Raw genomic sequence first — 26,117 nt, forward strand, 5'->3', positions numbered from 1 at the left:
CGGCATCTGCCGCCGCTTGCCGTTTACATCACGCCGTACTTGTGAAGCCACGCGATCGCGCGCTTCCAGCTCTCCTCCGCATCGGCCTTCACGTAACTCGGCCGGTAATCGGCAAAGAACGCGTGACCGGCATCCGGATACACGACGATCTCCGATTCGCGCGCGAGCTTCGAATCGCTCGCCTGGATCGCCTTGCGCATGTCCGCGAGCGAAGCCTGCGTGATGTTCGCATCCTTCTCGCCATACAGCCCGAGCACCGGCACCTTCAGCAACGATGCATGATCGACCGGGTTGAACGGTGTCATTTCGTCGGTCTTGCCTTCGACGAACCCGTACCACGCAACCGCCGCACGCACGTGCGGGTTATGCTCCGCATACAGCCAGCTCTGGCGGCCACCCCAGCAGAACCCGACCACGCCGAGACGCGACAGGTCGCCGCCGTTCTTGCCGGCCCACGCGACGGTCGCATCGAGATCCTCGGTAACCTGCCGGTCGGGCACCTTGCTGATGATGTGCTCGACCAGGTCCTTGATCGTCGAATACTTCTCCGCGTTGCCCTGCCGAGCGAACAGGTCGGGCGCGATCGCGAGATAACCGAGCTTCGCGAAACGGCGGCAGACATCGGCGATGTGCGCGTGCACGCCGAAGATCTCGTGGATCACGATGACGACCGGCAGGTTCGTCTTGTCCTTCGGCTGCGCGCGATACGCGGGCACGCTCGCGTCGCCCGAGCGGATCTCGACGGTGTCGACGTCCAGCCCTTCGCTGTCGGTCGTGACCGTCTGCGCCGACACGGGCAGCACGGCTGCCGCGAAGGCACCGCCCAGCGCGGCCTGCATGAACTTGCGGCGCGAGAACGGAACGTGGGGAACCAGGCTGTCGACTTCGGGTTTCAACATGAATGCACTCCTCGATTGGGGGCCGCCGTCGCGATCGCGGACACGACATGACGGGGCATCGCGCCGGCGCACAGCGCGGATGTCGCGGCGGTTGGCACTCCGCCGCAAACGGAAACCCGCACAAGATGCCCAATAATCCGTTGTCGCGTCAACTGTCAGATATGTAAGACTCGATTACGACGCCTTGATTCGGCGGCGAAGAAACGCGCAGGCGGCCCGTCGAATCGCGATGCAGCAAGCCGCTTGTCGATCGCCGTGGCGCGATCGAATGCTTGCCGGTTGAAACGAAAAACGCGCAGTCGATATCGCCCGTCACGCTCAGGTATGGCCGTCCGACTGCCCGCAAGAAACAACGGGCGGAAACGACGCACGACGTGCGCACTCCCCGCCCGCTTTCCGCGCTTGCCGCGCGTTCAGTGCAGCTTGACGCGCGGCAGCGTCGTGCGCCGCAGCCAGTGCGCGACCGTATCGAGCATCATGCGCGGATAGCCGTGCAGCGCGGCGATGTGCATCCGGTACAGCGACATGTACATGAAGCGTGCGAACAGCCCTTCGATCAGCATATTGCCGCCGATCAGCCCGCCCATCAGGTTGCCGACCGCGCTGAAATGGCCGAGCGACACGAGGGAGCCCAGGTCGCGATAGGTGAATTCTGGCAGCGGGCGCCCGTCGAGCCGGCAGCCGATTGCCTTCAGCAGGAAGCTCGCCTGCTGGTGCGCAGCCTGCGCGCGTGGCGGCACGTTGCGTTCGTTGCCGGGCCATGCACATGCCGCACAATCGCCGAGCGCGAACACGTTGTCGTCGGTGAAGGTCTGCAGCGTGCGGCGCACGTCGAGCTGGCCGAGCTTGTTGACCTGGAGACCATCGAGATTGGCGAGCACGGACGGCGCCTTGATGCCCGCGGCCCAGACCGTCAGGTCGGCACGCACCGTCTTGCCGCTCGCCGTATGGACGGCTCCGGGCGCCACCTCGGTCACGCGCTCGGCGAGCATCAGCCGCACGCCAATCTTTTCGAGCAGTTCGGCCGTCGCCGACGACACGCGCTCCGGCAACGCCGGGAGGATCCGCGGCCCCGATTCGATCAGCACGATGCCGACGTCGTGCCGCGGGTCGAGCTTGTGCAGCCCGTAGGCCGACAACACCTGTGCGGTGTTGCGCAGTTCGGCGGACAGCTCGACGCCAGTCGCACCGCCGCCGACAATCGCGACCTGGATGCGCGGCTCGGCCGCCTCGCCCGGCGTGGCTGGCGCCGGCGCCTGGTGCTCGGCGCGCATGCACGCGGCGATCAGCCGCTTGCGGAAGCGCTCGGCCTCGCCGACGGTATCGAGCGCGATCGCGTTTTCCGCCGCGCCCTGCACGCCGAAGAAGTGAGTCGTGCTGCCGATCGCGATCACGAGCGTGTCATATTCCAGCTCGCGCGCCGGCAACAGCTCCTCGCCGTCGCTGTCGTTGACCGGCGAGAGCGTGATGCGTTTCGCCGCGCGGTCGAGCCCGGTCAGCCCGCCCTGCTGGAACTCGAAGCCATGCCAGCGCGCCTGCGCCGCATATTCGAGCTCCTGCGTGAACGGATCCATGCTGCCGGCCGCAACCTCGTGCAGCAGCGGTTTCCAGATGTGGGTCGGATTGCGGTCGACGAGCGTGACAAGCGCACGCGCGGGACGATTGCCGCGCGCGCCGTAACGGTCGCCGAGCCGCGTCGCCAGTTCAAGGCCGCCCGCGCCTCCGCCTACGATGATGATCCGATGCATCTGTTCCCCCTTTGCGATTCGAAACTGCTGCCGCCGGACAGTGCAAACGCGATGCATTCGCGCCACCCGGTGGATTAACCGGTTCGGACACCATCGATGTGCAGTTCGAAGCACTTCGATGTTTCCAACCCCGGAACGCGGGGTGCGCATGCTCCCGCGTCAATGACATGCATTGTCCGGGAGCTTGCGCGTTGACCACAAGCAAACCACCTCGATATTCAGCATCCCTGCAACAATATGCCGCAGGAATCGGGAACCGCGCGGCGGGGCGTCAGTGCGCCTCTTCCCAGTTCGCGCCGGCGCCCACTTCGGCAACCAGCGGCACCTTCAGCTTCGCCACGCCGCACATCATTTCCGGCAGTTTCTCGCGCACCAGCGACAGTTCGCCGTCGGGTACCTCGAGCACCAGTTCATCGTGCACCTGCATGATCATCCGCGATGCAAGCTTGTCGCGTGTGAGCCAGTCGTCCACCGCGATCATCGACAGCTTGATCAGGTCGGCCGCCGTGCCCTGCATCGGCGCATTGATTGCCGCGCGCTCGGCCGCCTGGCGGCGCGGGCCGTTGCCACCGTTGATCTCGGGCAGCCACAGGCGGCGACCGAAGACGGTTTCGACGTAGCCCTTCTCCTTCGCGACCGCGCGCGTGTCTTCCATGTACTGCGCAACGCCCGGGTAGCGGGCGAAATAGCGGTCGATATAGAGCTTCGCCGCATCGCGTGTAATGCCGAGGTTCGACGCGAGCCCGAACGCGCTCATCCCGTAGATGAGCCCGAAGTTGATCACCTTCGCAATGCGTCGCTGGTCGGAATTGACCTCCAGCGGCGTCACGCCGAACACCTCGGCGGCCGTCGCACGGTGGATGTCCTCGCCCTGCGAGAACGCGCGCAGCAGCGACGCGTCGCCCGAGATGTGCGCCATGATCCGCAGTTCGATCTGCGAATAATCGGCCGACACGATCCAGTGGCCCGGCGAGGCGATGAACGCCTCGCGGATCCGTCGGCCCTCGGCCGTGCGCACCGGAATGTTCTGAAGATTCGGATCGTTCGACGCAAGGCGGCCCGTGACCGCAACCGCCTGCGCGTAGTTCGTGTGCACGCGGCCCGTCGACGGGTTCACCATGCGCGGCAGCTTGTCGGTATAGGTCGACTTCAGCTTCGACAGCCCGCGATGCTCGAGCAGCAGCTTCGGCAGCGGGTAGTCCTCGGCCAGCTTCTGCAGCACCTCTTCGTCGGTCGACGGCGCGCCGCTCGGCGTCTTTTTCACGACCGGCAACTGCAGCTTTTCGAAGAAAATCTGCCCGATCTGCTTCGGCGAGCCGAGATTGAATTCGCCGCCCGCCAGTTCGTACGCCTGCGCTTCGAGCTCGATCAGGCGCGTCGCAATTTCGGTGCTCTGCGCGTGCAGGAGTGCATCGTCGATCAGCACGCCCGTACGCTCCATCTTGCGCAGCACGAGCGACACGGGCATCTCGATCTCGCGATACACGCGCAACAGGCCTGGTTCGCGCGCAACCTGCGGATACAGCGCGTGATGCAGCTGCAACGTGATGTCCGCATCCTCGGCCGCGTATTCGGCGGCCTGCGCGAGCGCCACTTCGTCGAAACCGATCTGCTTCGCGCCCTTGCCGGCCACGTCTTCGTACTTGATCGTCTTGACGCCCAGATGACGCAGCGCAAGGCTGTCCATGTCGTGCGTGCGGTGCGATTCGACCACGTAGGATTCGAGCAGCGTGTCGTGCTCGATGCCGTTCAGCGCGATGTCGTAGTTCGCGAGCACCTGCGCGTCGTACTTCAGGTGCTGGCCGACCTTCTTGCGGTCGGCCGATTCGAGCCACGGCTTCAGGCGCGCGAGCACTTCATCGAGTGGAAGCTGCTCGGGCATGTCGGGGCCGCGGTGTGCAACCGGCAGGTACGCAGCCTTGCCCGGCTCGACCGAGAACGACAGACCGACGAGCCGCGCGAGCATCGGATCGAGCGAGGTCGTCTCGGTGTCGAATGCGGTCAGCGCGGCCGCATCGATCTTCGCGAACCACGCATCGAATTGCTCCCAGGTCTGGATCGTGTCGTATTCGCGGCCGATGTCGGCCGCCACCACCGGCGCCGGCTCGCCTTCCGGCGCATCGGCGCCGCCGCCTTCCGCCGGCGCGCTGTCGACTTCACGCAGCCAGGTCTTGAAGCCGTAGCGCGCGAAGATGTCGCGCAACAGGTCGCGCGCTTCGCCGTCGGTCTTCAACGACGCTTCGATCGATTCGAGATGCGGCGCGAGATCGCAGGCCGTCTCGACGGTCACGAGCTTGCGGCCAAGCGGCAGGAAGTCGAGCGCGCGGCGCAGGTTGTCGCCGACCACGCCCTTGATGTCGCCCGCATGCTCGATCACGCCGTCGAGACTGTCGTACTGCGCCAGCCATTTCACGGCCGTCTTCGGCCCGCACTTCTCGACGCCCGGCACGTTGTCGACGGTGTCGCCGATCAGTGCGAGGTAGTCGATGATGCGCTCGGGCGGCACGCCGAACTTCGCGATCACGCCTTCGCGGTCGAGCGTCTCGTTGGTCATCGTGTTGACGAGCGTGACGTGGTCGGTGACGAGCTGCGCGAGATCCTTGTCGCCCGTCGACACGATCACGTTCATCCCGTGCCGCTCGGCTTCGCGCGCGAGCGTGCCGATCACGTCGTCGGCCTCGACGCCCTCGACCATCAGCAGCGGCCAGCCGAGCGCGCGCACCGCGCCGTGGATCGGTTCGACCTGCAACGCGAGGTCGGGCGGCATCGACGGGCGGTTTGCCTTATAGTCGGCATAAAGGTCGTCACGGAACGTCTTGCCCTTTGCATCGAACACGCACGCGCTATACTCTGCACTGACTTCCTTGCGCATACGGCGCAGCATGTTGATGATTCCGTAGAGCGCTCCGGTCGGCTCCCCGCCAGGGCCACGCAAATCAGGCATCGCATGGTAAGCCCGATACAGATAGCTCGAACCGTCAACCAATAGCAGGGTCTTACCTTCCAGATTTCGTTCTTCAGGCATTATGAACAAGAGAAAAGTGATTCCGAGTCTGCGTTCGCTCGCAGATCAAGAACGCGCGACGGCCAAGAAGGCGCGCGCATCGTGGCAGATGTTCACGATTATGGCAGAGTTTATCGAGGCGACCGAGTACCTGTCGGAGATCCGCCCGGCTGTCAGCATCTACGGTTCTGCCCGCCTCAAACCCGATACGCCGCACTACAAGCTCGCCACGCAGATCGCGCGCAAGCTGTCGGACGCCGGCTTCGCCGTGATCTCCGGCGGCGGCCCCGGCATCATGGAAGCCGCGAACAAGGGCGCGCACGCGGGTAAAGCGCCGTCGGTCGGCCTGAACATCGAGCTGCCGCACGAGCAGGCCGGCAACCACTACCAGGACATCTCGCTGCGCTTCCGCCACTTCTTCACGCGCAAGGTCACGTTCGTGAAGAACTCCGATGCGGTGATCGTGATGCCAGGCGGTTTCGGCACACTCGACGAGCTGTCGGAAGTGCTCACGCTGATCCAGACGAAGAAGTCGCGCCTCGTGCCGATCATCCTCGTCGGCAGCGAGTTCTGGAAGGGGCTGCTGCAGTGGTTCCGCGACCAGCTGATCCCGATGGGCCTCATCAATCCGGAAGACATGGACCTGATGCAGGTGATCGACGATCCCGACCAGGTGCTCGACGCAGTGCTCGCGTTCTACGAGGACAGCGGCGAGGAAGAAGGCTCGGACGATGACGGCCATCCGCCGCGCCCCGAAGAAGACCGGATGTTCTACCTGTAATCCATCCGTGACGACCGCCGGCCCGACGGCCGGCGTCCCCCTCGCGCGCGGCAGGCGTGGCGGTTCCGCCACCTGCCGCGTGTCACTTTGTAACGCGCGATTAATCGCGCTTCGTGGCCTCGCGCCGCCGAATGTCAAATCCGCGCAGCCGGTGCCCTGCGACTCGCGCGCAATCATCCGCGCACGCAGGTCGCCATTGTCAAATGATGCGGCCCGTCACCCGCACTCCGCGCCTGCCAGCCGCCAATCCGCCGTAACAAACCCGCCTCGCGTTTTCTGTCGTGCGCCAGCACACTGCATGTGTCGGTGCGGCGTTTCCCCCGGTGGAACGATCCCCCCTCGCTTCCATCGCGTCGCGCCGGCCCTTTACAACGACATCACGGAAAAAGAACATGCAACGCTCGCTGATCGCCCTTGCCTTCGCCGGCCTCGGCCTTTCGCTGTCCGGCCTCGCCCACGCCGTCAACGTCGACGTCAACATCGGAACGCCCGCACCGGTCGTCGTCGCGCCCGCGCCCGCGGTGATCGTCGGCTGGCATGGCGACCGCTATTGGGACGGCCACCGCTACTGGGAACGCCGCGAGTGGGAAGACCACCAGCGTCATCGCGGTCACGACGATCACGGCTATCACTGCCCGCCGGGACACGCGAAGAAGGGTGAGTGCTGAGCGACACCGCTCGCCGTACGCAAGGCCGCCCGTGCGCTTCGGCGCCGGGCGGCCTTTTGATTTTCAACCGCTGGCAGCATGAGTCGACGGCGGCGTCGGCTGGAAAAATCGCTTCGCGCCCGGTGGTAGCATTGCCCCTGCCCGAGGCCAATCCCGCCAACCATGCCGCTCATCCGAATCTGGGCCGTCGAACATGCCCTTGCATCCGGCGTCGCCGCGCCGACCGACATCCTCACGGCGGCCAATCATCTCGCTGCAACGACATCGCAGGGCCGCACGCGCACACCGTTTCGCTGGCGCGTCGAATCGATCGGCGGACGGCCGGTGCGCGCCGCCTCCGGCCCGGTCATCCCGGTCGACGGCGCGATCGACGGCAGCAGTCCCGCCGACGCGATCTGGCTGACGAGCCCATTCGTCGCGGATCTCGAGCGGCTGCTCGACCGCCCCGCCGCGCTCGCGCCGCTGTTCGACGCGCTGCGCCGGCAACACGCGCGCGGCACGCTGATCGCGACGTACTGTACCGGCGCATTCCTGCTCGCCGAGGCCGGCTTGCTCGACGGCCGCGTTGCCACGACGCACTGGTCGAAGGCATCGAGCTTCCGCGCGCGCTACCCGGACGTGGCGCTGCGTGCGTCGGACATCCTGACCGAGCAGGACGGCATACTCTGCGGCGGCGCCATCACCTCTTATCAGAATCTCGCGCTGCGAGTCGTCGACAAGCTGGCGAATGCGCGCCTTGCCGCGTCGGTCGCCAGGCTCATGCTGATCGACATGAACCGCGTGTCGCAGGATTCGTTCATCGACCTCGACCGGACGAGCCATCGCGAGCACGACGATGCAGCCATCGCGCGCGCCCAGCGCTGGATGGAAAAGCACTTGCGGGAACCCTTCAGCCTCGCCCGGCTGAGCGATCACGTCGCGATGAGCGAACGCACGCTCCATCGCCGGTTCCGGGACGCGGTGGGCGCGCCGCCGCTCAGGTATCTGCAGACGCTCAGGATCGAAGTCGCGAAGCGGCTGCTCGCGGAAACGAAGCTCGCGATCGATGCTGTATGCGAGCGCGTCGGCTACGCGGACATCAGCGGCTTTCGGCAACTGTTCAAGCGCGAGACCGGCATCTCCCCCGGCGAGTATCGCCGTCGCTTTAGGCAATAGTCGCGCACGACAGGCATCGAACACGATGTCGGAAATGGCATCGTTGAATGGCAGTTTCGCCACTGCGCGTATCGGCATCGGGTTCATACACTGGGTTCACGTCGTCCCGCTCCGGAGCGACGCCCTCTGAACCGAACCAGGACACCGCCATGCCGATGATCGACGTCATCATTCCCGAAGGTGCGCTCGCACCGCAGGCCGAAGCACGACTGATGGAAGAGCTGACCGATACGCTGATCCGTCACGAGGGGCTCGATCCCGACAATCCGCGCGTGCGGGACGTGACCTGGATCTTCGTTCATCGCCCCGCGGCCGTGTATCGCGCCGGAGTTGCCGCCCTTGCGCCGATCTACCGGATCGTGCCGACCGTGCCCGAAGGTCAGTACACGGACGCCGCGCGCGCCGGGCTGATCGCGGACGTGACCGCAGCCGTCGCTCGGGCGGAAGGTGTGCCGGTCGACGCCGTCGCCACGCGCGTGTGGGTCTTTCCAACGGAAATCGACGACGGCTGCTGGGGCAGTCGCGGTGCGGTGCGTCGCCTGCCGGATATCATGGACTATTTCGGCGGCGCGCCGCTGCGGGCGCTCGGAGAACAGCGGCTGGCGATCAAGCGGCGCACGGATGCGATCGCGGTGCTCGAAGCCGTGCTCGCCGCAATGCGCGAGACGCATCAACGCGTATCGCACGTTCGCGACGCCGAGCCCGCGTACTGATGCTCGACGAGCGCGTGCCGCCTCCCGGCACCCGAACCCGGCTTCAGGGAGTACGGGTATGTGCGGCGCGCGCAGCGGCGCGACGCCGTGGCCCGGCTCGCCACCAGGGCGCGCGTTGGCCGTGACGACGTCGCACGGCACGACGAACGCGCCGATCGCGGCCATGACGACAGCCATGGCCAGCCGGGGCGCTTGAACATCCGCGAGCGCGAAGCGATCACGCGCAATCTCCCGGCCGGCAAGGCCGCCCGGAGGCTCGCCCGCGATCAGGCGCGTGTCATGCCGACGCTTCCGCAAACGAAATCGGCGCAAGATCCGGATGCGCGCCAAGCCGGTCGGCAAGGAAATCCATCAGCAAACGGCTCCTCCGCGGCAGATGCATGCGCTGCGGCATGCACAGATGGAGGCCGTAACGGCAGGTCACGTGCCGGGTCAGCAGCGGCACGAGACGCCCCTCGCGAATGTGCGCGTGAACCGAATAGCCGAAGAACTGGCCGATCGCGGCGCCGCTCAGCACCGTGTCGAGTTCCGCATCGATGTCGTTGGTCGCGATGAACGGGTCGATCTGTCGTGTGTCGACACGACCATCAACCAGGAATTCCCACGGAAACGGCTTGCCCGTGCGCGGATACAGGAATGCGGTGCAACGATGATCGCGCAACGCGTCTATCGTCTGCGGCTCGCCGTGTCGACGCAGATACGCAGGCGCCGCGCAGACGATCAACTGAAGATCGGTGACGCGCCGTGCCACGAGCCCGCTGTCGGGCAGATTGCCGGTCCGCACGGCAATGTCGATCCGCTGTTCGACGATGTCGGCCATGTCGTCGCTGACGATGAGCTCTGCCGTGACGCCCGGCTGCCGGTCGCAGAATTCACCGAGCAGCGGCGCGAGGAAGCGCCGGGCCAGCGAATACGGCGCCGCAACACGGATCGTGCCGGCCGCGAGCGCCCGATCGTCGTCGAGCATGCGCAGCGCGCTCTCCAGTTCCCCGACAGCGCCGCGGCATTGTGCCAGCAGGCGCTCACCCTCGAGCGTCAGCGCGATTCCGCGCGTCGAGCGCAGGAGCAGCCGTACGCTCAACAACGCTTCCAGCGCTGCGACCTGCTTGCTGGCCGCTTGCGGTGTCATGCCCAGCTCGCGGGCGCCCGCGCTGATACCGCCCGCGGCCGCGATACGGACGAATACCGTCAGCGCTTTCAACCGATCCATTCGCAGCTCCCGTCAAACCCGGAACACCCGGGCAATCGTCCATTGCACGCAACGCCTGTCCGACCGGTTGAATCGGTTTCAACCGGTCGGGTGCTATTCGCGCGGCACCCTGCTTCGCACAATGGCGCTGTCTTCGATACCCGATGCCAGACAGCCCACCGCCATGAACACACTCTCATTTTCAGCCGTTGCGCGAACCGTCGTCGCAGCCGCATTGATCGTCGCTGGTTCGCCGCGAGCAACCGCACAGGAAGCCGACGCGGGCAGCCGCGTGACCGAGACGGTACTGCTGCGAACCACGCAGGCGTGGGACGGCTCGCGGTATCGCACGTACCCGTCAGGACAACCGGAGATCACGGTCGTACGCTACACGATTCCGCCGCACGCGGTATTGCCGTGGCATACGCATCCGTCGATCAACATCGGCTACGTGCTGTCGGGCCACCTCACCGCCGTGCGCCGCAGCGACGGCAAGCGGCTGGCGCTCGGCCCCGGCGACGTGGTGCCGGAAATGGTCGACGGCGCCCATCGCGGCGAAACCGGCGACGAGCGCGCCGAACTGATCGTGTTCTACGCCGGCGCGCCCGGCACGCCCCTGACGGTGCCCGACCGCCGGGACTAAGCACCTCGACCATGCGCCGGCCCGCCGGCCAGCTCGCTTCCCTTTACATGGAGCCACTCTCGTCATGCCCGACTCACGAAGCGCGTCATCATCTCCCGCCACCACGCGACCCCGACTCGACGGACGCGTCGCGCTCGTTACCGGCGGCGGCACCGGCATCGGCCGAGCGGCCGCGCTCGCCTTCGCGCGGGAAGGCGCCCATGTCGTCGTCGCCGGACGGCGCGCGGCGCCGCTCGACGAAACCGTACGCGCGATTACCGAGCGCGGTGGCGAAGCCTTCGCGATGGCCATCGACGTCGGATCCGCCGATGGCGTGCGCGCGCTCGTCGACGCAACGATCCGACGCTACGGCGCATTGCATGCCGCGTTCAACAATGCAGGTACGGAAGGCACGTTCGCCCCGATCGTGGAACAGACCGAGGCCGACTTCGACCATGTGATCGCCACCAATCTCAAGGGTACGTGGCTGTCGATCAAATACGAAATGGAGGCAATGCTCGCGCACGGCGGCGGTGCGATCGTCAATACGTCGTCGTGGCTCGCGAAAGGCGCGCTTGCCGGCTCGTCGACCTATTCGGCCAGCAAGGGCGCGCTCGATGCACTGGTGCGCGCGGTCGCACTCGAAGGCGGCCCGTACGGCGTCCGGATCAACAACGTGAACCCCGGCATCATCGACACGCCGATGGCGCGCCGCTTCGGCGACGACGAGATGTTCCGCCCCTTTGCCGCATTCACGCCCGCACGGCGGATCGGCACGCCGGAAGACGTGGCCGACGCGGCCGTCTGGCTCTGCAGCGACGAAGCGCGCTTCGTGACGGGAGAGTCGCTCCTGGTCGACGGCGGCTACACGATCGGCGGCATGCGCTGATCCGCGCCGGGACGGAGGAGGAACCGATGGAATACGTGAGGCTGGGAAGGTCCGGGCTGAAGGTGTCGAGGCTATGCCTGGGCTGCATGACCTACGGCGACCCGTCGTGGCGTCCGTGGGTCGCGACCGAGGAGGAAGCCCGCCCTTTCATTCGCACGGCACTCGATGCGGGCGTGAATTTCTTCGACACGGCCGACATCTACTCGGGCGGCGAGAGCGAGCGCATTCTCGGGCGGGCGCTGCGCGATTTCGCGACGCGCGATGATGTTGTGATCGCAACCAAGGCGTTCTTTCCGACCGGCGACGGGCCGAACGCACGCGGGCTGTCGCGCAAGCATCTGCTCGCCAGCATCGATGCGTCGCTGCAGCGCCTCGGGACGGATTACGTCGATCTCTACGTGATCCACCGGTTCGATCCGGACACGCCGATCGAAGAAACGCTTGATGCGCTCGATACCATCGTGAAGAGCGGCAAGGTCCGCTATCTCGGCGCGTCGTCGATGCATGCGTGGCAATTCATGAAGATGCTCGCGTTCCAGCGGCATCACGGACTTGCACGATTCGTCTCGATGCAGAGCCAGTACAGCCTGATCTGCCGCGACGACGAGCGCGACATGCTGCCGCTCTGCGTGGGGGAAGGGATTGCCTACACGCCGTGGTCCCCGCTCGGCCGCGGGCTGCTGGCCGGCTCGCGCGACGCGTCGACGACGCGGGCCGCAACCGACCGGCAAATGGTGTCCTGGTACGACGGGCGTGACGCGGTCCCGGCGACCGTCGATGCCGTCCGGCAGGTGGCGCAGGCGCGCGGGCTGCCGCCCGCGCGGATCGCCCTGGCATGGGTGCTGAGCCGGCCAGGCATCACCGCGCCGATCGTCGGATTGTCCAAGCCGCATCACCCGACCGACGCACTCGCGGCGCTCGACCTGAGACTCGACGATCGCGAGACCGCGTTGCTCGAGGCTGCATTCGACCGGACCGTCGAAACGGTCCAATGGTGACCAAGGCGCCTGCGATCGGATCCAGCCTGCGTTTCGAAGCCGCGTCGTTCATTACGGGCGCGCGACCGTACTCTGCCAGCCCTCTCAATCGCATGCACCGTCACGTCCGCGAGGGCGGCAACTCGGAAGACGTGAACCCCGGCGACGCCCCGCAGGGCCCGCCGGTCATCGCCTTACTGGAACGCCACTTCCGCAAAGCTCCGCAGCTTGCGGCTATGCAGCTTGTCGAGCCCGTTCGTCCGCAGGATCTCCATCGCCCTCACGCCGATCTGCAGATGCTGGTCGACCTGCCCGCGATAGAACGTGTCGGCCATGCCCGGCAGCTTCAGCTCGCCGTGCAGCGGCTTGTCCGACACGCACAGCAGCGTGCCGTACGGCACGCGGAAGCGGAAGCCGTTCGCGGCGATCGTCGCGCTTTCCATGTCGAGCGCGATCGCACGGCTCTGCGACAGCCGCTGCACCGGCTCGCGATGATCGCGCAACTCCCAGTTACGGTTGTCGACGCTCGCGACCGTACCCGTGCGCATCACGCGCTTCAGTTCAGCGCCCTCCAGCCGGGTCACGTCGGCCACCCCGCGCTCGAGTGCGAGCTGCACTTCGGCGAGCGCCGGAATCGGCACCCACAGCGGCAGGTCGGCGTCGAGCACGTGATCCTCGCGCACGTAGCCGTGTGCGAGCACGTAGTCGCCGAGACGCTGCGTGTTGCGCAGCCCCGCGCAGTGACCGAGCATCACCCACGCGTGCGGACGCAGCACCGCGATGTGATCGGTGATAGTCTTCGCGTTCGACGGGCCGACGCCGATGTTGACCATCGTGATCCCGCTGCCGTCCGCGCGCTTCAGGTGATACGCGGGCATCTGCGGCAGGCGCGGCGGCGCGGCGCCCTCTGCCGGCTCGCTACCGAGGTTCGCGTTGTACGTGACGACATCGCCCGGCTCGACGAACGCGCTGTACTGGCTCCGGTATGCACGCACCTCGGGATCGTCGCTCTCCGTCATCACCGTGCGGCCCAGCTTCACGAACTCGTCGATGTAGAACTGGTAGTTCGTGTACAGCACGTAGTTCTGGAAATGCGTGGGCGACGTCGCCGTGTAGTGGCGCAGCCGGTGCAGCGAGAAATCGACGCGCGCGGCCGTGAACAGCGCGAGCGGATGCGGCTCGCCCGGCGCCGGCTCGAACGTGCCGTTGACGATGCGGTCGTCGAGATACGACAGGTCGGGCGTATCAAAGATGTCGCGCATCGCGAGCAGGCGGTCGCGGTCGAGCTCGCCCTCGAGATGGATCCCTTCAGGAAACGCGAAATGAATCGGAATCGGCTGCGACGACACGCCGATCTCGATCTTCACATGGTGGTTCTTCGACAGCAGGCGCAGCTGCTCGCGATAGTAGTTCGCGAAAAGATCGGGGCGCGTGACCGTCGTCTCGAACACGCCGGGGCCCGCGACGAAACCGTACGAGCGGCGCGAATCGACATGCGTGTTGACGTCGGTGCGGATCCGCACGAACGGGTAGCACGCGCGCACGTGCTCGGTGATCGGTTCATGGCGGCGATAGCGCGCGAACGCGTCGCGCAGGAAGCCCGTGTTCGTGTCGTAAATGGCGGACAGCCGCGCAACGGCGGCGATCGGATCGTCGAAAGCCTCGACCGACGGGCTCTCGGGCGTCAGCACTCGGTGCCGGCGGCTCAAATCGTTCTTCATTTTCATCACCTCGTCTGATCCGACGACATTACCACGGAACCCGGTCGCCCTTATGGCTGCCCCTACGCACGCGAGGGCCGGATGGGGCGCAGTATTTGCTAAAATCGGTGGGTTCACTGGAGACTCATCATGAAGCCGCTCATTCTCGTCGCCGCTGCCGCCGCGTTTGCCGCCGCCAGCGTCGCTTACGCCGCCGGCGGCACGCCTGACGCCGACGCGCAGGCCCGGGCCGAGGCCAACGAGGCCGCCGGCCTGCCCGATCTCCGCAAGATCAACCGGCCGGGCGCCGAAGTCACGTCGAAAGTCGACTTCGCCGACATCCGCCGCACGCCGAGCTTCCACGAAAAGAGCAAGAACGGCACCGAAGTCACCGAGTACCGCGATCGCGGCAAACCGGTCGAGATCGACGTGAAGTCGAACTTCGGCACGCGCTACCAGATGAGCTCGACGCCCGACACGTCGCCGAAGCCGCACGACGCGGGCATCCCGATCACGCGCCTGCCGTCGCTGAACCTGCGCTACTGATTCCGCGGCGCGCGGCACCGAACGCCGCGCGCCGCCTCCCTTCACCTGCTGTCGCGACGCACGCCGCCCGCGTGCCGACACCCTGACCTGACGCATCCCGCATGGCCGTTTTCACTGCTGTTTCCGACTCCGATCTCGCGCAATGGATGCGCCACTACGAACTGGGCGACGTGCTTGCGTTCCGCGGCATTCCGTCCGGTATCGAAAACAGCAATTTCTTCCTGACGACGACGCGCGGCGAGTACGTCCTCACGATCTTCGAAAAGCTCACGGCGCAGCAACTGCCGTTCTACCTCGACCTGATGCGCCATCTGGCCGGCCACGGCGTGCCCGTGCCCGATCCGATCCCGCGTGACGACGGCGCGCTGTTCGGCATGCTGCACGGCAAGCCGGCCGCGATCGTCACGAAGCTCGACGGCTCGGCTGAACTCGCGCCGGGGGTCGAACACTGCATCGAGGTCGGGCAGATGCTCGCGCGCCTGCACCTCGCCGGCCGCGACTATCCGCGCAACCAGCCGAACCTGCGCAGCCTGCCGTGGTGGCAGGAGAACGTGCCGGCTATCGTGCCGTTCATCACGGAGCCGCAGCGCGCGCTGCTGGAAAGCGAACTCGCGCACCAGGCCAGCTTCTTCGCATCGGACGACTACGCGGCGTTGCCGGCCGGGCCGTGCCATTGCGACCTGTTCCGCGACAACGTGCTGTTCGCGCACGCGGCGCCCGGCACCGGCCACGACGTGCGGCTCGGCGGCTTCTTCGACTTCTATTTCGCGGGCTGCGACAAGTGGCTGTTCGACGTCGCGGTCACGGTCAACGACTGGTGCGTCGACCTCGCGACCGGCGTGCTCGACGTCGCGCGCGCCGACGCGCTGCTGCGCGCATACCAGACCGTTCGGCCGTTCACGGCCGAGGAGCGCCGCCACTGGAGCGACATGCTGCGCGCGGGCGCGTATCGCTTCTGGGTGTCGCGCCTGTACGACTTCTATCTGCCCCGCGCGGCCGAGATGCTCAAGCCGCACGACCCCGGCCATTTCGAACGCATCCTGCGCGAGCGTATCGCGCACACGCCCGCGCTTCCCGAGATCCAAACCGCATGCAACTGATCGAAGTGCCCGCCAAAACGGGCTATGTCTGGTTCCGTCAAGGCGTCTGGCTGTTCCGCCGGAACCCGCTCGCGTTCATCACGCTGTTCTTCACGTACCTGCTGGCGATCACGCTGATATCGATGGTGCCCGTGATCGGCTCCGCGCTGCCGCTGGTATTCATTCCCGGCGTCGCGGTCGGCTTCATGGCCGCGTGCCGCGACACGGTAGCCGGCAAGCCCGTGATGCCGACGATCCTCGTCGACGGCTTCCGCTCGTACGGCACCATCGCGACCCAGCGGCTGCTCGTGCTCGGCGTGATCTACGTCGCGTCGATGGTGCTCGTGTTCGCCGCTTCGTCGTTCGTGGACGGCGGCGCGCTGTTCCACGTGATGATGGGCGCGGCGGACGAAGCGAGCACCACGCCGGAAGGGCTCGCCGCGCAAGGCACGCTCGGCGCGCTGTTCTTCGCGACGCTGCTCTACCTGCCGGTCGCGATGCTGTTCTGGTTCGCGCCGGTGCTGGTCGCGTGGCATGACGTCCCGCCCGTCAAGGCACTGTTCTTCAGCGTCGTCAGTTGCTGGCGCAATCGCGGCGCGTTCGTCGTGTACGGCATGCTGTGGTTCGGCGTCGCGCTCGGCACGTCGCTCGCGCTGTCGCTGCTGCTGCAGGCGCTCGGCGCCGGCGCCTACGCGCTGACGATCATGATGCCGGTAACGATCATCATCGTCACGATGCTGTACTGCTCGTTCTACGCGACCTATCGCGGCTGCTTCGGCGTACAGGAACCGGGCGCAACGACCACCACATCGGGTCGCTGAAGTCCCCCGGCCGGCGCACGTCGCCGGCCACCGTTCTCCGCGGCGGGTTGGCTCCCGGCGCCCCATCCCTTTCCCCGCCTCGGTCGGCCGCCGCACCGCGCCGGCCGCCCCCTGTTCATCCCGATCTTTTGCGCGCAAAATAATTTGCGTGCAAATTGTTCGCGCGTTCGCCGCGCCTCCCGAATCATGGACCGCCTGCCCCTGCTGCCCCAGACGCTCGACGAGCAACTCTGCTTCGCGCTCTACTCGACTTCGCACGCGATGACGAAGACGTACAAGCCGCTGCTCGACAAGCTGTCGCTGACCTATCCGCAATATCTCGCGATGCTCGTGCTGTGGGAGCGCGACGACATCGCCGTGAAGGACATCGCCGCGCGGCTCGACCTCGACCCGGCCACGGTCACGCCGCTGCTGAAGCGACTGGAGGCGCTCGGCTACGTCGAGCGCGTGCGCAGCGCGGCCGACGAACGCGTCGTGAACGTACTTGTGACGCCGGAAGGCCGTGCGCTGAAGGATCGCGCGCGCTCGGTCCCCGTCGATCTCTTTTGCGCGATGCAGCAATCCCCCGAGTTCCTGGTCAGGCTGCGCACCGATCTCCAGCAGTTGCGCGACGCGCTGTCGGCCGCCAACGAACGCTGACAGGCGAGCCTCCGCGAACCGGCCCGGCACTCCCGGGCTTTTTCTTCAAAAATTCATTTGCACACAAATGATTTGTGTTCTATATTTTTCTCGTGGCCGGCGACACCCCGTTCGACCGGACCGCTTTTCTTCCCCTTTACCGACAGGAGCTGCACGATGAACATTCTGTACAAGACCAGCGCCACGAGCACGGGCGGCCGCGACGGCCGCGCGGTATCCGCCGACAACAAGCTGGAAGTGAAGCTGGCCGCGCCGCGCGAACTCGGCGGCACGGGCGCGGAAGGCACGAACCCGGAGCAGCTGTTTGCCGCAGGTTACTCGGCCTGTTTCCTGAGCGCGATGAAATTCGTCGCCGGTCAGGACAAGAAGGCACTGCCGGCCGACACGCAGGTCACGGCGGAAGTGGGCATCGGCCCGAACGACGCCGGCGGTTTCGCGCTCGACGTCGAGTTGCGCGTGTCGCTCCCGGGATTCGACAAGGCCGACGCGCAAGCGCTGGTCGAAAAGGCGCACCACGTGTGCCCGTACTCGAACGCGACGCGCAACAACGTGCCGGTACGCCTGACGGTCGTCTGACGCGACACAAGGCCGGGCCAGGAATACAAAAAGGGCGCGTGCGGCATGTAGCCGCACGCGCCCTTTTTTGCTGCGTGACTCGCCGGAACGGCGGACCTGACTGCCCGCCCTGCGCTGCTTAGCGCGCGCCGATCGAGTACGGGCGGTTCATCGCCGCTTCGCGATCGATCTTGCGCATGCGGAATTCGAGGTCGTAGATGTCGGTGGCTTCGGCCAGGTACGCCTCGGCGCGCTCTTTCGAGGCCTTTTCAGCGTTCTTGGTCAGCATCAGGAAGAGGTGGCTCAGCAGGTACATGGTCGATCTCGCAATCCAGAGGTTCTTTGACTAGGGTTTTCCCGAATTATAGGGAAAACCCTAGCCTTTGGCCAGCGTCGATCAGACGATGCGTCGTTCGGTCGCCACAGTGCGACGATGGGCTTCGAAAAAGGCCCAGATCATCGCGCTCGCATCGGGGCCGACCGCTGCATGAAACGGCACGGCTTCGTCGCCGCCGGCCCACGCATGGTCGAGCCCTTTCACATGACAGAGCCGCACGACCGGCTCGCCGTCGCGGCAGACATCGGTGATCTGCGCGCCCGCTTCGCGCGTCTCGACCCGCTCGCCTCCGCGCAGTGCGCCGCGGCTGTCGGCGAGCCCGTTCAGGCGCATGAACTGCACCGTCAGCTGGTCGGCGTTCTTCGGCGCGACCACGTGGTCGCCGTCACCCTGGACGATCAGCGCGGGCATGCCCGGATAAGCGGCGGCATCGACCACCGCATCGACGGCCGCAGCCGGGTTCTGGCGTACCCCGCGCCGCATCACGTCCATCGCGGTAATGCCCGAACTCGCCTCGCCGAGCGCAGGGCCCGAATGCAGCGCCACCGCCGCAAAACGGTCCGGATGGTGCAGTGCAAGAAGCGACGCGAGGCCCGCACCGGCCGACAGCCCCGCGACATAGACACGCGACGCGTCGAAACCGTGTTCGTCGACGAGCGCGTCGACGAGCGACGCCACGGCGTTCGCCTCGCCGCGGCCCGCGCGGTCGGTGTCTTCATACCAATGCCAGCAGCCGTGCGCGTGCGCGCGCAGCGACTGCTCCGGATACAGCACCGCGAAACCATGCTTGTCGGCCAGCAGATTCATCCGCGTGCCTTGCACGAATTCGTCGACGGACTGCTGGCAGCCGTGCAGCATCACGACGAGCGGCATCGCGCCACGCCGGCGGCCCGGCGGCACGTAGAGGCCGTACGCGAGATTCTGGACGAGGCGCCCGAGCGCGGGCGCCATCGGATGTTCGCCGCGCGTCCACTCGCCGGCCGCCCATGCGGCGGCGCGCGGCCGCACGCGCGATTCACGCGGCGGGGACAGATCGGATACGGCGGGAGAGGCCGCGGCCTCGAGCGCGTCGCGTGTGATGCGCTGCGCGTCGCGCGCCGCGCGCTTGGCGGCCGGTGACAGGATGCGTTTCATGCCGCCCAGCCACACCTTGGTCAGACTCTTGGTCATCGATCGGGCTCGCAGTCAGGAAAAATAGGGGCACCACAGCGGATGCATCGTTCGTCTTTGTGCAATGCACCATAACATTGTTTCTGGGATTTTTCCTGCATGCGGATCGTTCCCGGCAGCGCAAAAAACGGGGCTCGTGCGCACGCGGCGCTATACTGGGGCTTCGTCGCTTGTATCCGTTGTAGTCGTTCTTTCCGGCTCGCGCGTTGATTTAAGCATCTTCCCCGCCTTCGTTCGTCCCCTTCCCGATGTTCGACCTGCCGTCTCACCTGTGGATCATGATCACCGCGTTCGGCGGCGCCGGCCTGACCTTGCCGCTCGCGATCACGATCGCCGTCTGGCTCGCGCTCGGCTACTCGTGGCAGCGCGCGGCCGCGTGGCTCGGCGTGCTCGCGGCCGCGATCGGCGTGGTCGCGCTCACGAAGATCGCGTTCCTCGGCTGGGGAATCGGCATCCGCAAGTGGGATTTCACGGGGTTCAGCGGCCATGCCATGCTGTCGACGTCGGTCTATCCGGTCGCGATTTTCCTGGCGCTGATCCGCACGCGCACGCCGATGCGAATCGCCGGCATCGCGCTCGGGCTCGCGGCCGGCATCGCGGTCGGCGTGTCGCGCGTCGCGCTCGACGCACATTCGCCGTCCGAATCGATCACCGGCTGTATCGTCGGCGCGATCGCCGCGCTCGCGTTCATCGCCGGCTCGTGGCGCGCGGTGCCGCACCGCTGGTCGGTGCCTGCGGTCGTCGCGAGCCTCGCGCTCGTCACCGTGGCGCTGCACGGCATCACGGTGCCGTCGCATCGGTGGGTCACCAAGGTGGCGCTGCAACTGTCGGGCCACGAGCGTCCGTTCGTCCGCGCGCGCTGGAAGGCCAACCCGAACTACCGTCCTGCATCGCAGCCGTCGTCGCTGCAGCGCACCCAGTCGTCGCTGCAAACGCTCCGTACGTGACCGGCCGCCCCACCGTCACGCCCGCTCCTTTTCACGTCTGACCATTCCATGCGCGCCATCGCATGAGCGGTATGTCGAGCGTTATAACCCGCCCTATATTACGATTACGGTTTCCACCCATTCAGAACGAATCCGCCATGCGCTCAACCGTCCGTCCGCTTCGCCGCACCCTGCTCCGCCTGCTGCCGATCGCCACGCTTGCCGCTGCCGGTATCGCGTTCAGCGCGCCCGCTTGCGCCGCGGATGAACTGGTCGTGTCGGCCGCCGCCAGCCTGACGAACGCGTTCAAGGCCGTCGGCGATGCGTACGAGAAGCAGCATCCGGATACCAAGGTGCTGTTCAACTTCGGCGCGTCGGACGTGCTGATGCAGCAGATCGCCAAGGGCGCACCGGCTGACGTGTTCGCGTCGGCCGACCAGAAGGCGATGGACCGTGCGGCCAACGAAAAGGTGATCGTGCCCGGCACGCGGCGCGATTTCGCGGCGAACTCGCTCGTGCTGATCGTGCCGGCGGACAGCAAGGCCGCCGCGCCGACGTCGCTGAACGACCTGACGGCACCCGGCGTGAAGCGCATCGCGTACGGCGACCCGGCATCGGTGCCGGTCGGCCGCTATACGGAAGGCGCACTGCGCGCGGCCGGCGTGTGGGATGCCGTCAGCGCGAAGGGCGTGCTGGCCGCGAACGTGCGCCAGAGCCTCGACTACGTCGCGCGCGGTGAGGTCGACGCAGGCTTCGTGTTCGGTACCGACGCTGCGATCATGCCGGGCCGCGTGAAAGTTGCGCTGACCGTGCCGACGAAGACGGCCATCACCTATCCGATCGCCGTAGTCAAGGACAGCCGCCACGCCGCGCACGCGCAGTCGTTCATCGACTTCGTCGCGTCGCCGCAGGGCCAGGCCGTGCTGTCGACGTTCGGCTTCAAGCCTGCGGGCAAGTGAGCGTCACGCGATGCAAGACGCCTGGATACCGCTGCTGCTGTCGCTGAAGGTTGCCGGCTGGGCAACCGCGCTCGACATCGTGCTCGGCGTCGCGGCCGCGTTCATGCTCGCGCGCTGGCGCTCGCCGCTGCGCGACGTCGTCGATTCCGTGCTGACGCTGCCGCTCGTGCTGCCGCCGACGGTGCTCGGGTATTACCTGCTCGTGCTGCTCGGCCGGCGCGGCGTGTTCGGCGCGTGGCTCGACAAGCTCGGCATCGAGCTCGTCTTTACGTGGCAAGGCGCGGTAATCGCGTCGATGGTCGTCGCGTTCCCGTTGATCCTGAAGTCGGCCCGGGCTGCGTTCGAAGGCGTCGATCCGCACCTCGAACGCGCGGCGCGCACGCTCGGGCTCGGCGAAGCCGCGGTGTTCTTCCGTGTGACGCTGCCGCTCGCCACGCGCGGAATTCTCGCGGGCGCGCTGCTCGCGTTCGCACGCGCGCTCGGCGAGTTCGGCGCGACGCTGATGATCGCGGGCAACCTGCCCGGTCGCACGCAGACGCTGTCGGTCGCGATCTACGCGGCCGTGCAGGCCGGCGACGACAGCACGGCCAACTTCCTCGTGCTGGTGACGTCGATCACCTGCGTGCTGGTGCTGCTCGCGACCGGCTGGCTCGTGCCGTCGCGCGCCCGGCGGAGCCAGCTGACATGAAGCGCGCATTTCGTCCGTATCGCCTGCTTCGCGCGGCCGCCGGGTTGCGTCGACGGAGGTTCGCATGAGCCTCGTCGTCGACATCCGCAAGACCTACGCGAACGCCGAGCGCCGCTTCACGCTCGACGTGTCGTTCACGGCGACGACGCAGCGCGTCGTGCTGTTCGGGCCGTCCGGTGCGGGCAAGAGCATGACGCTGCAGGCGATCGCCGGCCTGCTGTCGCCCGACGAAGGCACGATCAAGCTGAACGACGAACCGCTGTTCGACGCCGCTCGCCGCATCGACGTGCCGACCCGCGAGCGCCGCGTCGCGTACCTGTTCCAGGATTACGCACTGTTTCCGCATCTGAACGTGCGCCAGAACATCGCGTTCGGGCTGACATCGGGGCTGCGCAATCCGCGCGCGAAGGCGGTGCCGCGGGAAGTCGCGTACTGGCTGCAAGCATTCGATCTCGAAGCGCTCGCGGGACAGTATCCGTCGCAATTGTCGGGCGGACAGAAACAGCGCGTCGCGCTGGCGCGCGCACTGGTCGCGCAGCCGCGGATCCTGCTGCTCGACGAACCGTTCGCGGCGCTCGACGGCGCGATGCGCCAGCGCATGCGTCACGAGCTCGCCGAGCTACAGGCGCGACTCGATATCCCGATGGTGCTGATCTCGCACGATCCCGACGACGTTGCCGCGTTCGGCGACCAGGTCGTGCAGTTGAGCGAAGGACGCGTGCAGGCGGCTCCGCCGCACGCCGAGTGGCCGACGCGCGTCGCATGAGCGCGCGAGGCGGTGGTCGTGGCAGGCAGATTCGAGCCTGAGAGAAGCCGCGCGTAGCGGCACATGCTGAAAGCGGAAACGAAGCCGGCGCCGGGCAGGCACTGTGCGATGCCGGCTTCGCCCCGCCCGTCACACGATCCTCGAAGCGCGCCGCCCGGCCTGCCTCGTCAGCCCGTCACCGCAAGAATCACGCTCGACGCCTTGAACAGTGCGATCGCCCGCCGGCCGGCGTCGAGTTGTAACGCATCGACGCTGTCGTTGGTCACGACGGCCGTCAGCGTCCCGCCGCCGTCGAGCGCCAGCGTCACCTCGCTGTTCACCGCGCCCGCCGCGACGGTTTCCACGCTGCCGCGCAGTTGATTCCGCGCGGACACCTTCATCTCGGGCTCGCCATCGTCGACCGCGAGCACGACCCACGACGCCTTCACCAGCGCGCAGGCGTCCGCGCCGACCTGCAGGCCGAGCGCATCGGCGCTCTCGTGCGTCAGCACGGCAACGATCGGCTGTCCGCCGGGCAGCGTGAGCGTGACCTCGTCGTTGACGGTACCGCGCACGATCGATGCGACGTTGCCGAACAACTGGTTGCGCGCGCTGGTCTTCATCCCGATCCGGCCGATCAACGCCCAGTCGACGTCGAATCCGGCCACGGCCGCGCTTGCGGCCTCGATGAACCGGCGATGCTCGCGCTCGATCGTGCGGAACGCGGCGATCAGCGACGTCGCGCGCGGCGTCAGCGTCGTGCCGCCGCCGCCCTTGCCGCCCGTCGAACGTGCGACGAGCGGTTCGCCGGCAAGATTGTTCATCGTGTCGACCGCATCCCACGCCGCCTTGTAGCTGAGGCCGACGGCCTTCGCCGCGCGCGTGATCGAACCGGTGTCGCCGATCGCCGCGAGCAACGCGATACGCGTGGCGCCGCCGAGCGTCTGCTCGCCGGCGCGCAGCCACAGCTCGCCGCCCAGTTCGAGCGGTTCGGCGGACGGGGAAGAATGCGGTGCGTCGGTCATCGGGATACGTGCGGGAATCGGGCGGCCATTATAGTCAGCGCGTGCCGGTCAACCCGGCTTGCCGTCGAGCTTCGGCGGCCGCAGGCTGGCCAGCAGCGCCTCGGCATCGCGCGCCGCGCGCTGCTCGAGCGCCGCGCCGTAGCCGCGCACGAAACCGAGCTGGTAAGGCGGTGCAGCCAGTTTTTCGAGGTGATGCAGCGCGACCATCGTGTCGTTCGCTTCGCCGAGCACGCTCTGCACGCGCGTGAGCGTCTTGACCGTTTCGGTACGCGTGCGGCGCGACGCCAGCGACGCGAAGAATTCGAGCGCATAGCGCAGCCGCTTCGCCTCGATCCGTACCTGATGGCGCGCGGCCGTGTCGAGCGACGTGAGCGACGGCGATGCATAGAGATGACCGAACAGCCGCCGGACACGCTTCGTCGCGTGGCGCCGCAGCGAGGGCGCGTCGCCGTCTTCGGCGGCCGGCAGCGCAAGCGCGCTCAGCCATTCGAGCCAGCCGAGCGTCAGCCGCGCATAGCGGGCCGAATGCAGCGCCTGCCGCAATTCGACCCGCGCGGCCGCGCACTGCGCGCGCGCGGCGTCGAGCGTGCCGTTCCACTCGCCGTCGCCGCCGTCGGCCGCGATCAGCGCGGGCAGGCTTTCGGTCGCGAACACGTCCCAGTCGCGCACGGTGCCGAGCAGCGAGGCAAGCCAGTGCAGGTCGACACCGAGCGTGTCGCGCCACTGGCGGTCGGCAAAGAGCGGGAAGAAGCGCATCAGCGTGCGCAGGCGGCGCAGCGCAACGCGCATCTGGTGCACGAATTCGGGATCGTCGTGCTCGAGCACCCCGCCCTCGTTGCCGAGCCATTGCGCGGTGATGTCGCCGGACAGCGCGAACAGCGCGGCGCGCTGCGTGCGCACGCCGGTCAGGTCGACGAGCTTCGCCTTGACGGGCGGCCCGTCGGCGGCCGGCTCGGCCGCGCATGCGCGATCGATCACGCTCGTCAGTTGCGCGAATGCGGGCCACGCACCGCTCAGCTCGCGCGCCGCGGCAAACAGCGCTTGCAGCGCGGCCGTGCGCGCGGGCAGCGTTTCCCAGTCGGGCGTGGCAAGGCGCAGTTCGACGTAGCGGCGCGGCGGCTCGCTACCATGATGCAACGTGATGTCGTCGAGCGTCATCTCGACCACGACGCCGCTGTCGTCGGCCCAGCGGCCGCGCCGCCGTTCGCTGACGAGACGCAGCGCCGGCGATTCCGGCTGGGTACCGGTCTCCTCCGGGCGCCCGGTCGGATCCGGCGCGGCGCCGTCGACTTCGCCTGCCGCGACGACGGCCTCGGCTGCGACGGCCGCCTCGGGTACGGGCGGCGGCATCGCGACGACGATGCCCGCATGCTCCGCGTCGAACCGTTCGCGCGCCGTGACACCCGGCGCAAACGCCTTCGTGCGCGACGCGACGACCCGCCTGCCGTGCGCATTCGATTCGACCCACGTCCACCAGCTCGCGCCGGGGCTCGGCTCGGCCTCCTCGATCCGGCACGGCTCGATCGTCACGCGCTCGTGGCCGCGGCGCATCCGGACCTGCGGGCAGATCCGCCACGCGCGCACGAGTTCGGCGCCGAAATCACGCTGCGCGTCGCGGGCGCGACTTGCAGCCTTGACCGGCCATCCTTCCAGGGACAGCGACAACACGATTTCCAGCACACGCGACATGGAGGCCCCTGCACATGAAGAATCGCCGGCGCATCGTTCGCGCCGGCGTCGCCCGTGAAGCTGCTTCCATAGTACACGTCGCCGAAACGCGCAGGCAGCGATCCGGCCCTGTCGCGCTGTCGCAGGTCAAACGGCGTATTGCGCGATGCCGTTGCCGAACGACCAGTCCTCTTTCAGCACCTCGACCAGACTGATGAATACGTCCTGCTGCCGCACGCCGGGCTGCTGCGCGAGGTTGTCGGCGATCGCCCGGTACAGCGCCCGCTTCTGCTCGAGCGTACGCGTGTTGTTCGCGGTGATCTGGATCATCACGAGATCGTCGCTGCGTTCGATATCGAGGTAGTGACGCCCGAACACGAAGTTCTCGGCCGCGTGCTCGGTGACGACCATGAAGATGTCGTCCTCGGGCACGTTGAACGTGTGCATCAGCGCGCGATGCACGCCGCTGACGAGGGCCGCACGGTAGGCGGCCGGCTTGCCTTCGCGGACTGCGATACGGGTGAATGGCATGGTCCTGCTCCTGTCGGTGAGGTTGACGTTGAAGAACGGAAACACAGCGTCAGGTTAGGCCCGCCGATCTATAATGAACAGTC

At 67.1% G+C, this 26,117-nt stretch carries 26 protein-coding genes; 16 read left to right on the plus strand and 10 right to left on the minus strand.

All coding sequences use genetic code 11. From position 1 onward, the window contains the following. Positions 1-23: 23 nt before the first annotated feature. The 3 genes from LGN17_RS02855 to polA form a co-directional block, all read right to left on the minus strand. On the minus strand, positions 24-899 hold the full coding sequence (locus LGN17_RS02855) for a dienelactone hydrolase family protein (RefSeq protein ID WP_175965948.1): 876 nt from the start codon (positions 897-899) through the stop codon (positions 24-26). Between the two features lie 413 nt (positions 900-1,312). Beyond that, positions 1,313-2,647, minus strand: a complete 1,335-nt coding sequence (locus LGN17_RS02860) for an NAD(P)/FAD-dependent oxidoreductase (protein ID WP_175955020.1) — start codon at positions 2,645-2,647, stop codon at positions 1,313-1,315. Positions 2,648-2,918: 271 nt separating this feature from the next. Further along, positions 2,919-5,672 (minus strand): DNA polymerase I, encoded by a 2,754-nt coding sequence (gene polA / locus LGN17_RS02865; RefSeq protein WP_226195068.1) that lies wholly within the window; start codon positions 5,670-5,672, stop codon positions 2,919-2,921. Position 5,673: 1 nt separating this feature from the next. On the opposite strand from polA, the gene LGN17_RS02870 reads away from it, so the two are divergent. The 4 genes from LGN17_RS02870 (at position 5,674) to LGN17_RS02885 (ending at position 8,968) form a co-directional block, all read left to right on the plus strand. Further along, complete coding sequence (locus tag LGN17_RS02870; RefSeq protein WP_175955016.1) at positions 5,674-6,432, plus strand: TIGR00730 family Rossman fold protein; 759 nt, start codon at positions 5,674-5,676, stop codon at positions 6,430-6,432. Positions 6,433-6,824: 392 nt separating this feature from the next. Next, entirely contained in the window at positions 6,825-7,100 is a 276-nt protein-coding gene (locus tag LGN17_RS02875; protein WP_175955014.1) for a hypothetical protein, read from the plus strand. A 162-nt stretch (positions 7,101-7,262) separates the two neighbouring features. After that, complete coding sequence (locus tag LGN17_RS02880) at positions 7,263-8,255, plus strand: GlxA family transcriptional regulator (RefSeq protein WP_226195069.1); 993 nt, start codon at positions 7,263-7,265, stop codon at positions 8,253-8,255. A 149-nt stretch (positions 8,256-8,404) separates the two neighbouring features. Then, entirely contained in the window at positions 8,405-8,968 is a 564-nt protein-coding gene (locus LGN17_RS02885; RefSeq protein ID WP_226195070.1) for a tautomerase family protein, read from the plus strand. Between the two features lie 277 nt (positions 8,969-9,245). On the opposite strand, the gene LGN17_RS02890 is transcribed toward LGN17_RS02885, so the two are convergent. Further along, on the minus strand, positions 9,246-10,178 hold the full coding sequence (locus LGN17_RS02890; protein WP_226195071.1) for a LysR family transcriptional regulator: 933 nt from the start codon (positions 10,176-10,178) through the stop codon (positions 9,246-9,248). A gap of 163 nt (positions 10,179-10,341) precedes the next feature. On the opposite strand from LGN17_RS02890, the gene LGN17_RS02895 reads away from it, so the two are divergent. From LGN17_RS02895 to LGN17_RS02905, 3 genes are all read left to right on the plus strand, one after another. Beyond that, complete coding sequence (locus LGN17_RS02895; RefSeq protein ID WP_226195072.1) at positions 10,342-10,800, plus strand: cupin domain-containing protein; 459 nt, start codon at positions 10,342-10,344, stop codon at positions 10,798-10,800. Between the two features lie 64 nt (positions 10,801-10,864). Continuing rightward, positions 10,865-11,668 (plus strand): SDR family NAD(P)-dependent oxidoreductase, encoded by an 804-nt coding sequence (locus tag LGN17_RS02900; RefSeq protein ID WP_226195073.1) that lies wholly within the window; start codon positions 10,865-10,867, stop codon positions 11,666-11,668. A gap of 26 nt (positions 11,669-11,694) precedes the next feature. After that, positions 11,695-12,666: an aldo/keto reductase gene (locus tag LGN17_RS02905; RefSeq protein WP_226195074.1), complete on the plus strand. Its 972-nt coding sequence runs from the start codon at positions 11,695-11,697 to the stop codon at positions 12,664-12,666. A gap of 173 nt (positions 12,667-12,839) precedes the next feature. Here the strand turns inward: LGN17_RS02905 and LGN17_RS02910 are convergent, their stop codons facing one another. After that, on the minus strand, positions 12,840-14,366 hold the full coding sequence (locus LGN17_RS02910) for an AMP nucleosidase (protein WP_175955000.1): 1,527 nt from the start codon (positions 14,364-14,366) through the stop codon (positions 12,840-12,842). A 129-nt stretch (positions 14,367-14,495) separates the two neighbouring features. Between LGN17_RS02910 and LGN17_RS02915 the strand changes: the two genes are divergently transcribed. The 5 genes from LGN17_RS02915 to LGN17_RS02935 all read left to right on the plus strand — a co-directional run bounded on the left by LGN17_RS02915 (position 14,496) and on the right by LGN17_RS02935 (position 18,006). Further along, positions 14,496-14,891, plus strand: a complete 396-nt coding sequence (locus LGN17_RS02915) for a hypothetical protein (protein WP_039358086.1) — start codon at positions 14,496-14,498, stop codon at positions 14,889-14,891. 101 nt (positions 14,892-14,992) lie between these two features. After that, on the plus strand, positions 14,993-15,991 hold the full coding sequence (locus tag LGN17_RS02920) for a homoserine kinase (RefSeq protein WP_226195075.1): 999 nt from the start codon (positions 14,993-14,995) through the stop codon (positions 15,989-15,991). Next, complete coding sequence (locus LGN17_RS02925; protein ID WP_175965935.1) at positions 15,982-16,791, plus strand: BPSS1780 family membrane protein; 810 nt, start codon at positions 15,982-15,984, stop codon at positions 16,789-16,791. The genes LGN17_RS02920 and LGN17_RS02925 overlap by 10 nt, the downstream gene beginning before the upstream one ends. Before the next feature lie 186 nt (positions 16,792-16,977). Further along, positions 16,978-17,430, plus strand: coding sequence for a MarR family winged helix-turn-helix transcriptional regulator (locus LGN17_RS02930; protein WP_226195076.1), 453 nt, complete (start codon positions 16,978-16,980; stop codon positions 17,428-17,430). 156 nt (positions 17,431-17,586) lie between these two features. Further along, on the plus strand, positions 17,587-18,006 hold the full coding sequence (locus tag LGN17_RS02935; RefSeq protein WP_226195077.1) for an organic hydroperoxide resistance protein: 420 nt from the start codon (positions 17,587-17,589) through the stop codon (positions 18,004-18,006). 118 nt (positions 18,007-18,124) lie between these two features. On the opposite strand, the gene LGN17_RS02940 is transcribed toward LGN17_RS02935, so the two are convergent. Both LGN17_RS02940 and LGN17_RS02945 read right to left on the minus strand, forming a co-directional pair. Further along, entirely contained in the window at positions 18,125-18,301 is a 177-nt protein-coding gene (locus LGN17_RS02940) for a DUF3563 family protein (protein WP_175954990.1), read from the minus strand. An 81-nt stretch (positions 18,302-18,382) separates the two neighbouring features. After that, positions 18,383-19,492: a PHB depolymerase family esterase gene (locus LGN17_RS02945; protein ID WP_226195078.1), complete on the minus strand. Its 1,110-nt coding sequence runs from the start codon at positions 19,490-19,492 to the stop codon at positions 18,383-18,385. A gap of 248 nt (positions 19,493-19,740) precedes the next feature. Between LGN17_RS02945 and LGN17_RS02950 the strand changes: the two genes are divergently transcribed. The 4 genes from LGN17_RS02950 (at position 19,741) to LGN17_RS02965 (ending at position 22,831) form a co-directional block, all read left to right on the plus strand. Next, the gene (locus LGN17_RS02950; RefSeq protein ID WP_175954986.1) at positions 19,741-20,439 is read left to right on the plus strand and encodes a phosphatase PAP2 family protein; all 699 of its coding nucleotides are present in this window, start codon (positions 19,741-19,743) and stop codon (positions 20,437-20,439) included. A gap of 137 nt (positions 20,440-20,576) precedes the next feature. Next, positions 20,577-21,377: a molybdate ABC transporter substrate-binding protein gene (gene modA / locus LGN17_RS02955; protein WP_226195079.1), complete on the plus strand. Its 801-nt coding sequence runs from the start codon at positions 20,577-20,579 to the stop codon at positions 21,375-21,377. 10 nt (positions 21,378-21,387) lie between these two features. Then, the gene (gene modB / locus LGN17_RS02960; RefSeq protein ID WP_175954982.1) at positions 21,388-22,065 is read left to right on the plus strand and encodes a molybdate ABC transporter permease subunit; all 678 of its coding nucleotides are present in this window, start codon (positions 21,388-21,390) and stop codon (positions 22,063-22,065) included. 64 nt (positions 22,066-22,129) lie between these two features. Beyond that, on the plus strand, positions 22,130-22,831 hold the full coding sequence (locus tag LGN17_RS02965) for a sulfate/molybdate ABC transporter ATP-binding protein (protein WP_226195080.1): 702 nt from the start codon (positions 22,130-22,132) through the stop codon (positions 22,829-22,831). A 167-nt stretch (positions 22,832-22,998) separates the two neighbouring features. On the opposite strand, the gene LGN17_RS02970 is transcribed toward LGN17_RS02965, so the two are convergent. The 3 genes from LGN17_RS02970 to LGN17_RS02980 all read right to left on the minus strand — a co-directional run bounded on the left by LGN17_RS02970 (position 22,999) and on the right by LGN17_RS02980 (position 26,034). Beyond that, a complete protein-coding gene (locus LGN17_RS02970) occupies positions 22,999-23,835 on the minus strand; it encodes a TOBE domain-containing protein (RefSeq protein ID WP_226195081.1) in 837 nt (278 codons plus the stop codon). A gap of 48 nt (positions 23,836-23,883) precedes the next feature. Next, on the minus strand, positions 23,884-25,524 hold the full coding sequence (locus LGN17_RS02975; protein ID WP_226195082.1) for a CHAD domain-containing protein: 1,641 nt from the start codon (positions 25,522-25,524) through the stop codon (positions 23,884-23,886). 126 nt (positions 25,525-25,650) lie between these two features. Further along, complete coding sequence (locus LGN17_RS02980; protein WP_226195083.1) at positions 25,651-26,034, minus strand: tautomerase family protein; 384 nt, start codon at positions 26,032-26,034, stop codon at positions 25,651-25,653. Between the last annotated feature and the right edge of the window lie 83 nt (positions 26,035-26,117).

The organism is Burkholderia sp. AU30280, assembly GCF_020420125.1.
Lineage (GTDB): Bacteria > Pseudomonadota > Gammaproteobacteria > Burkholderiales > Burkholderiaceae > Burkholderia.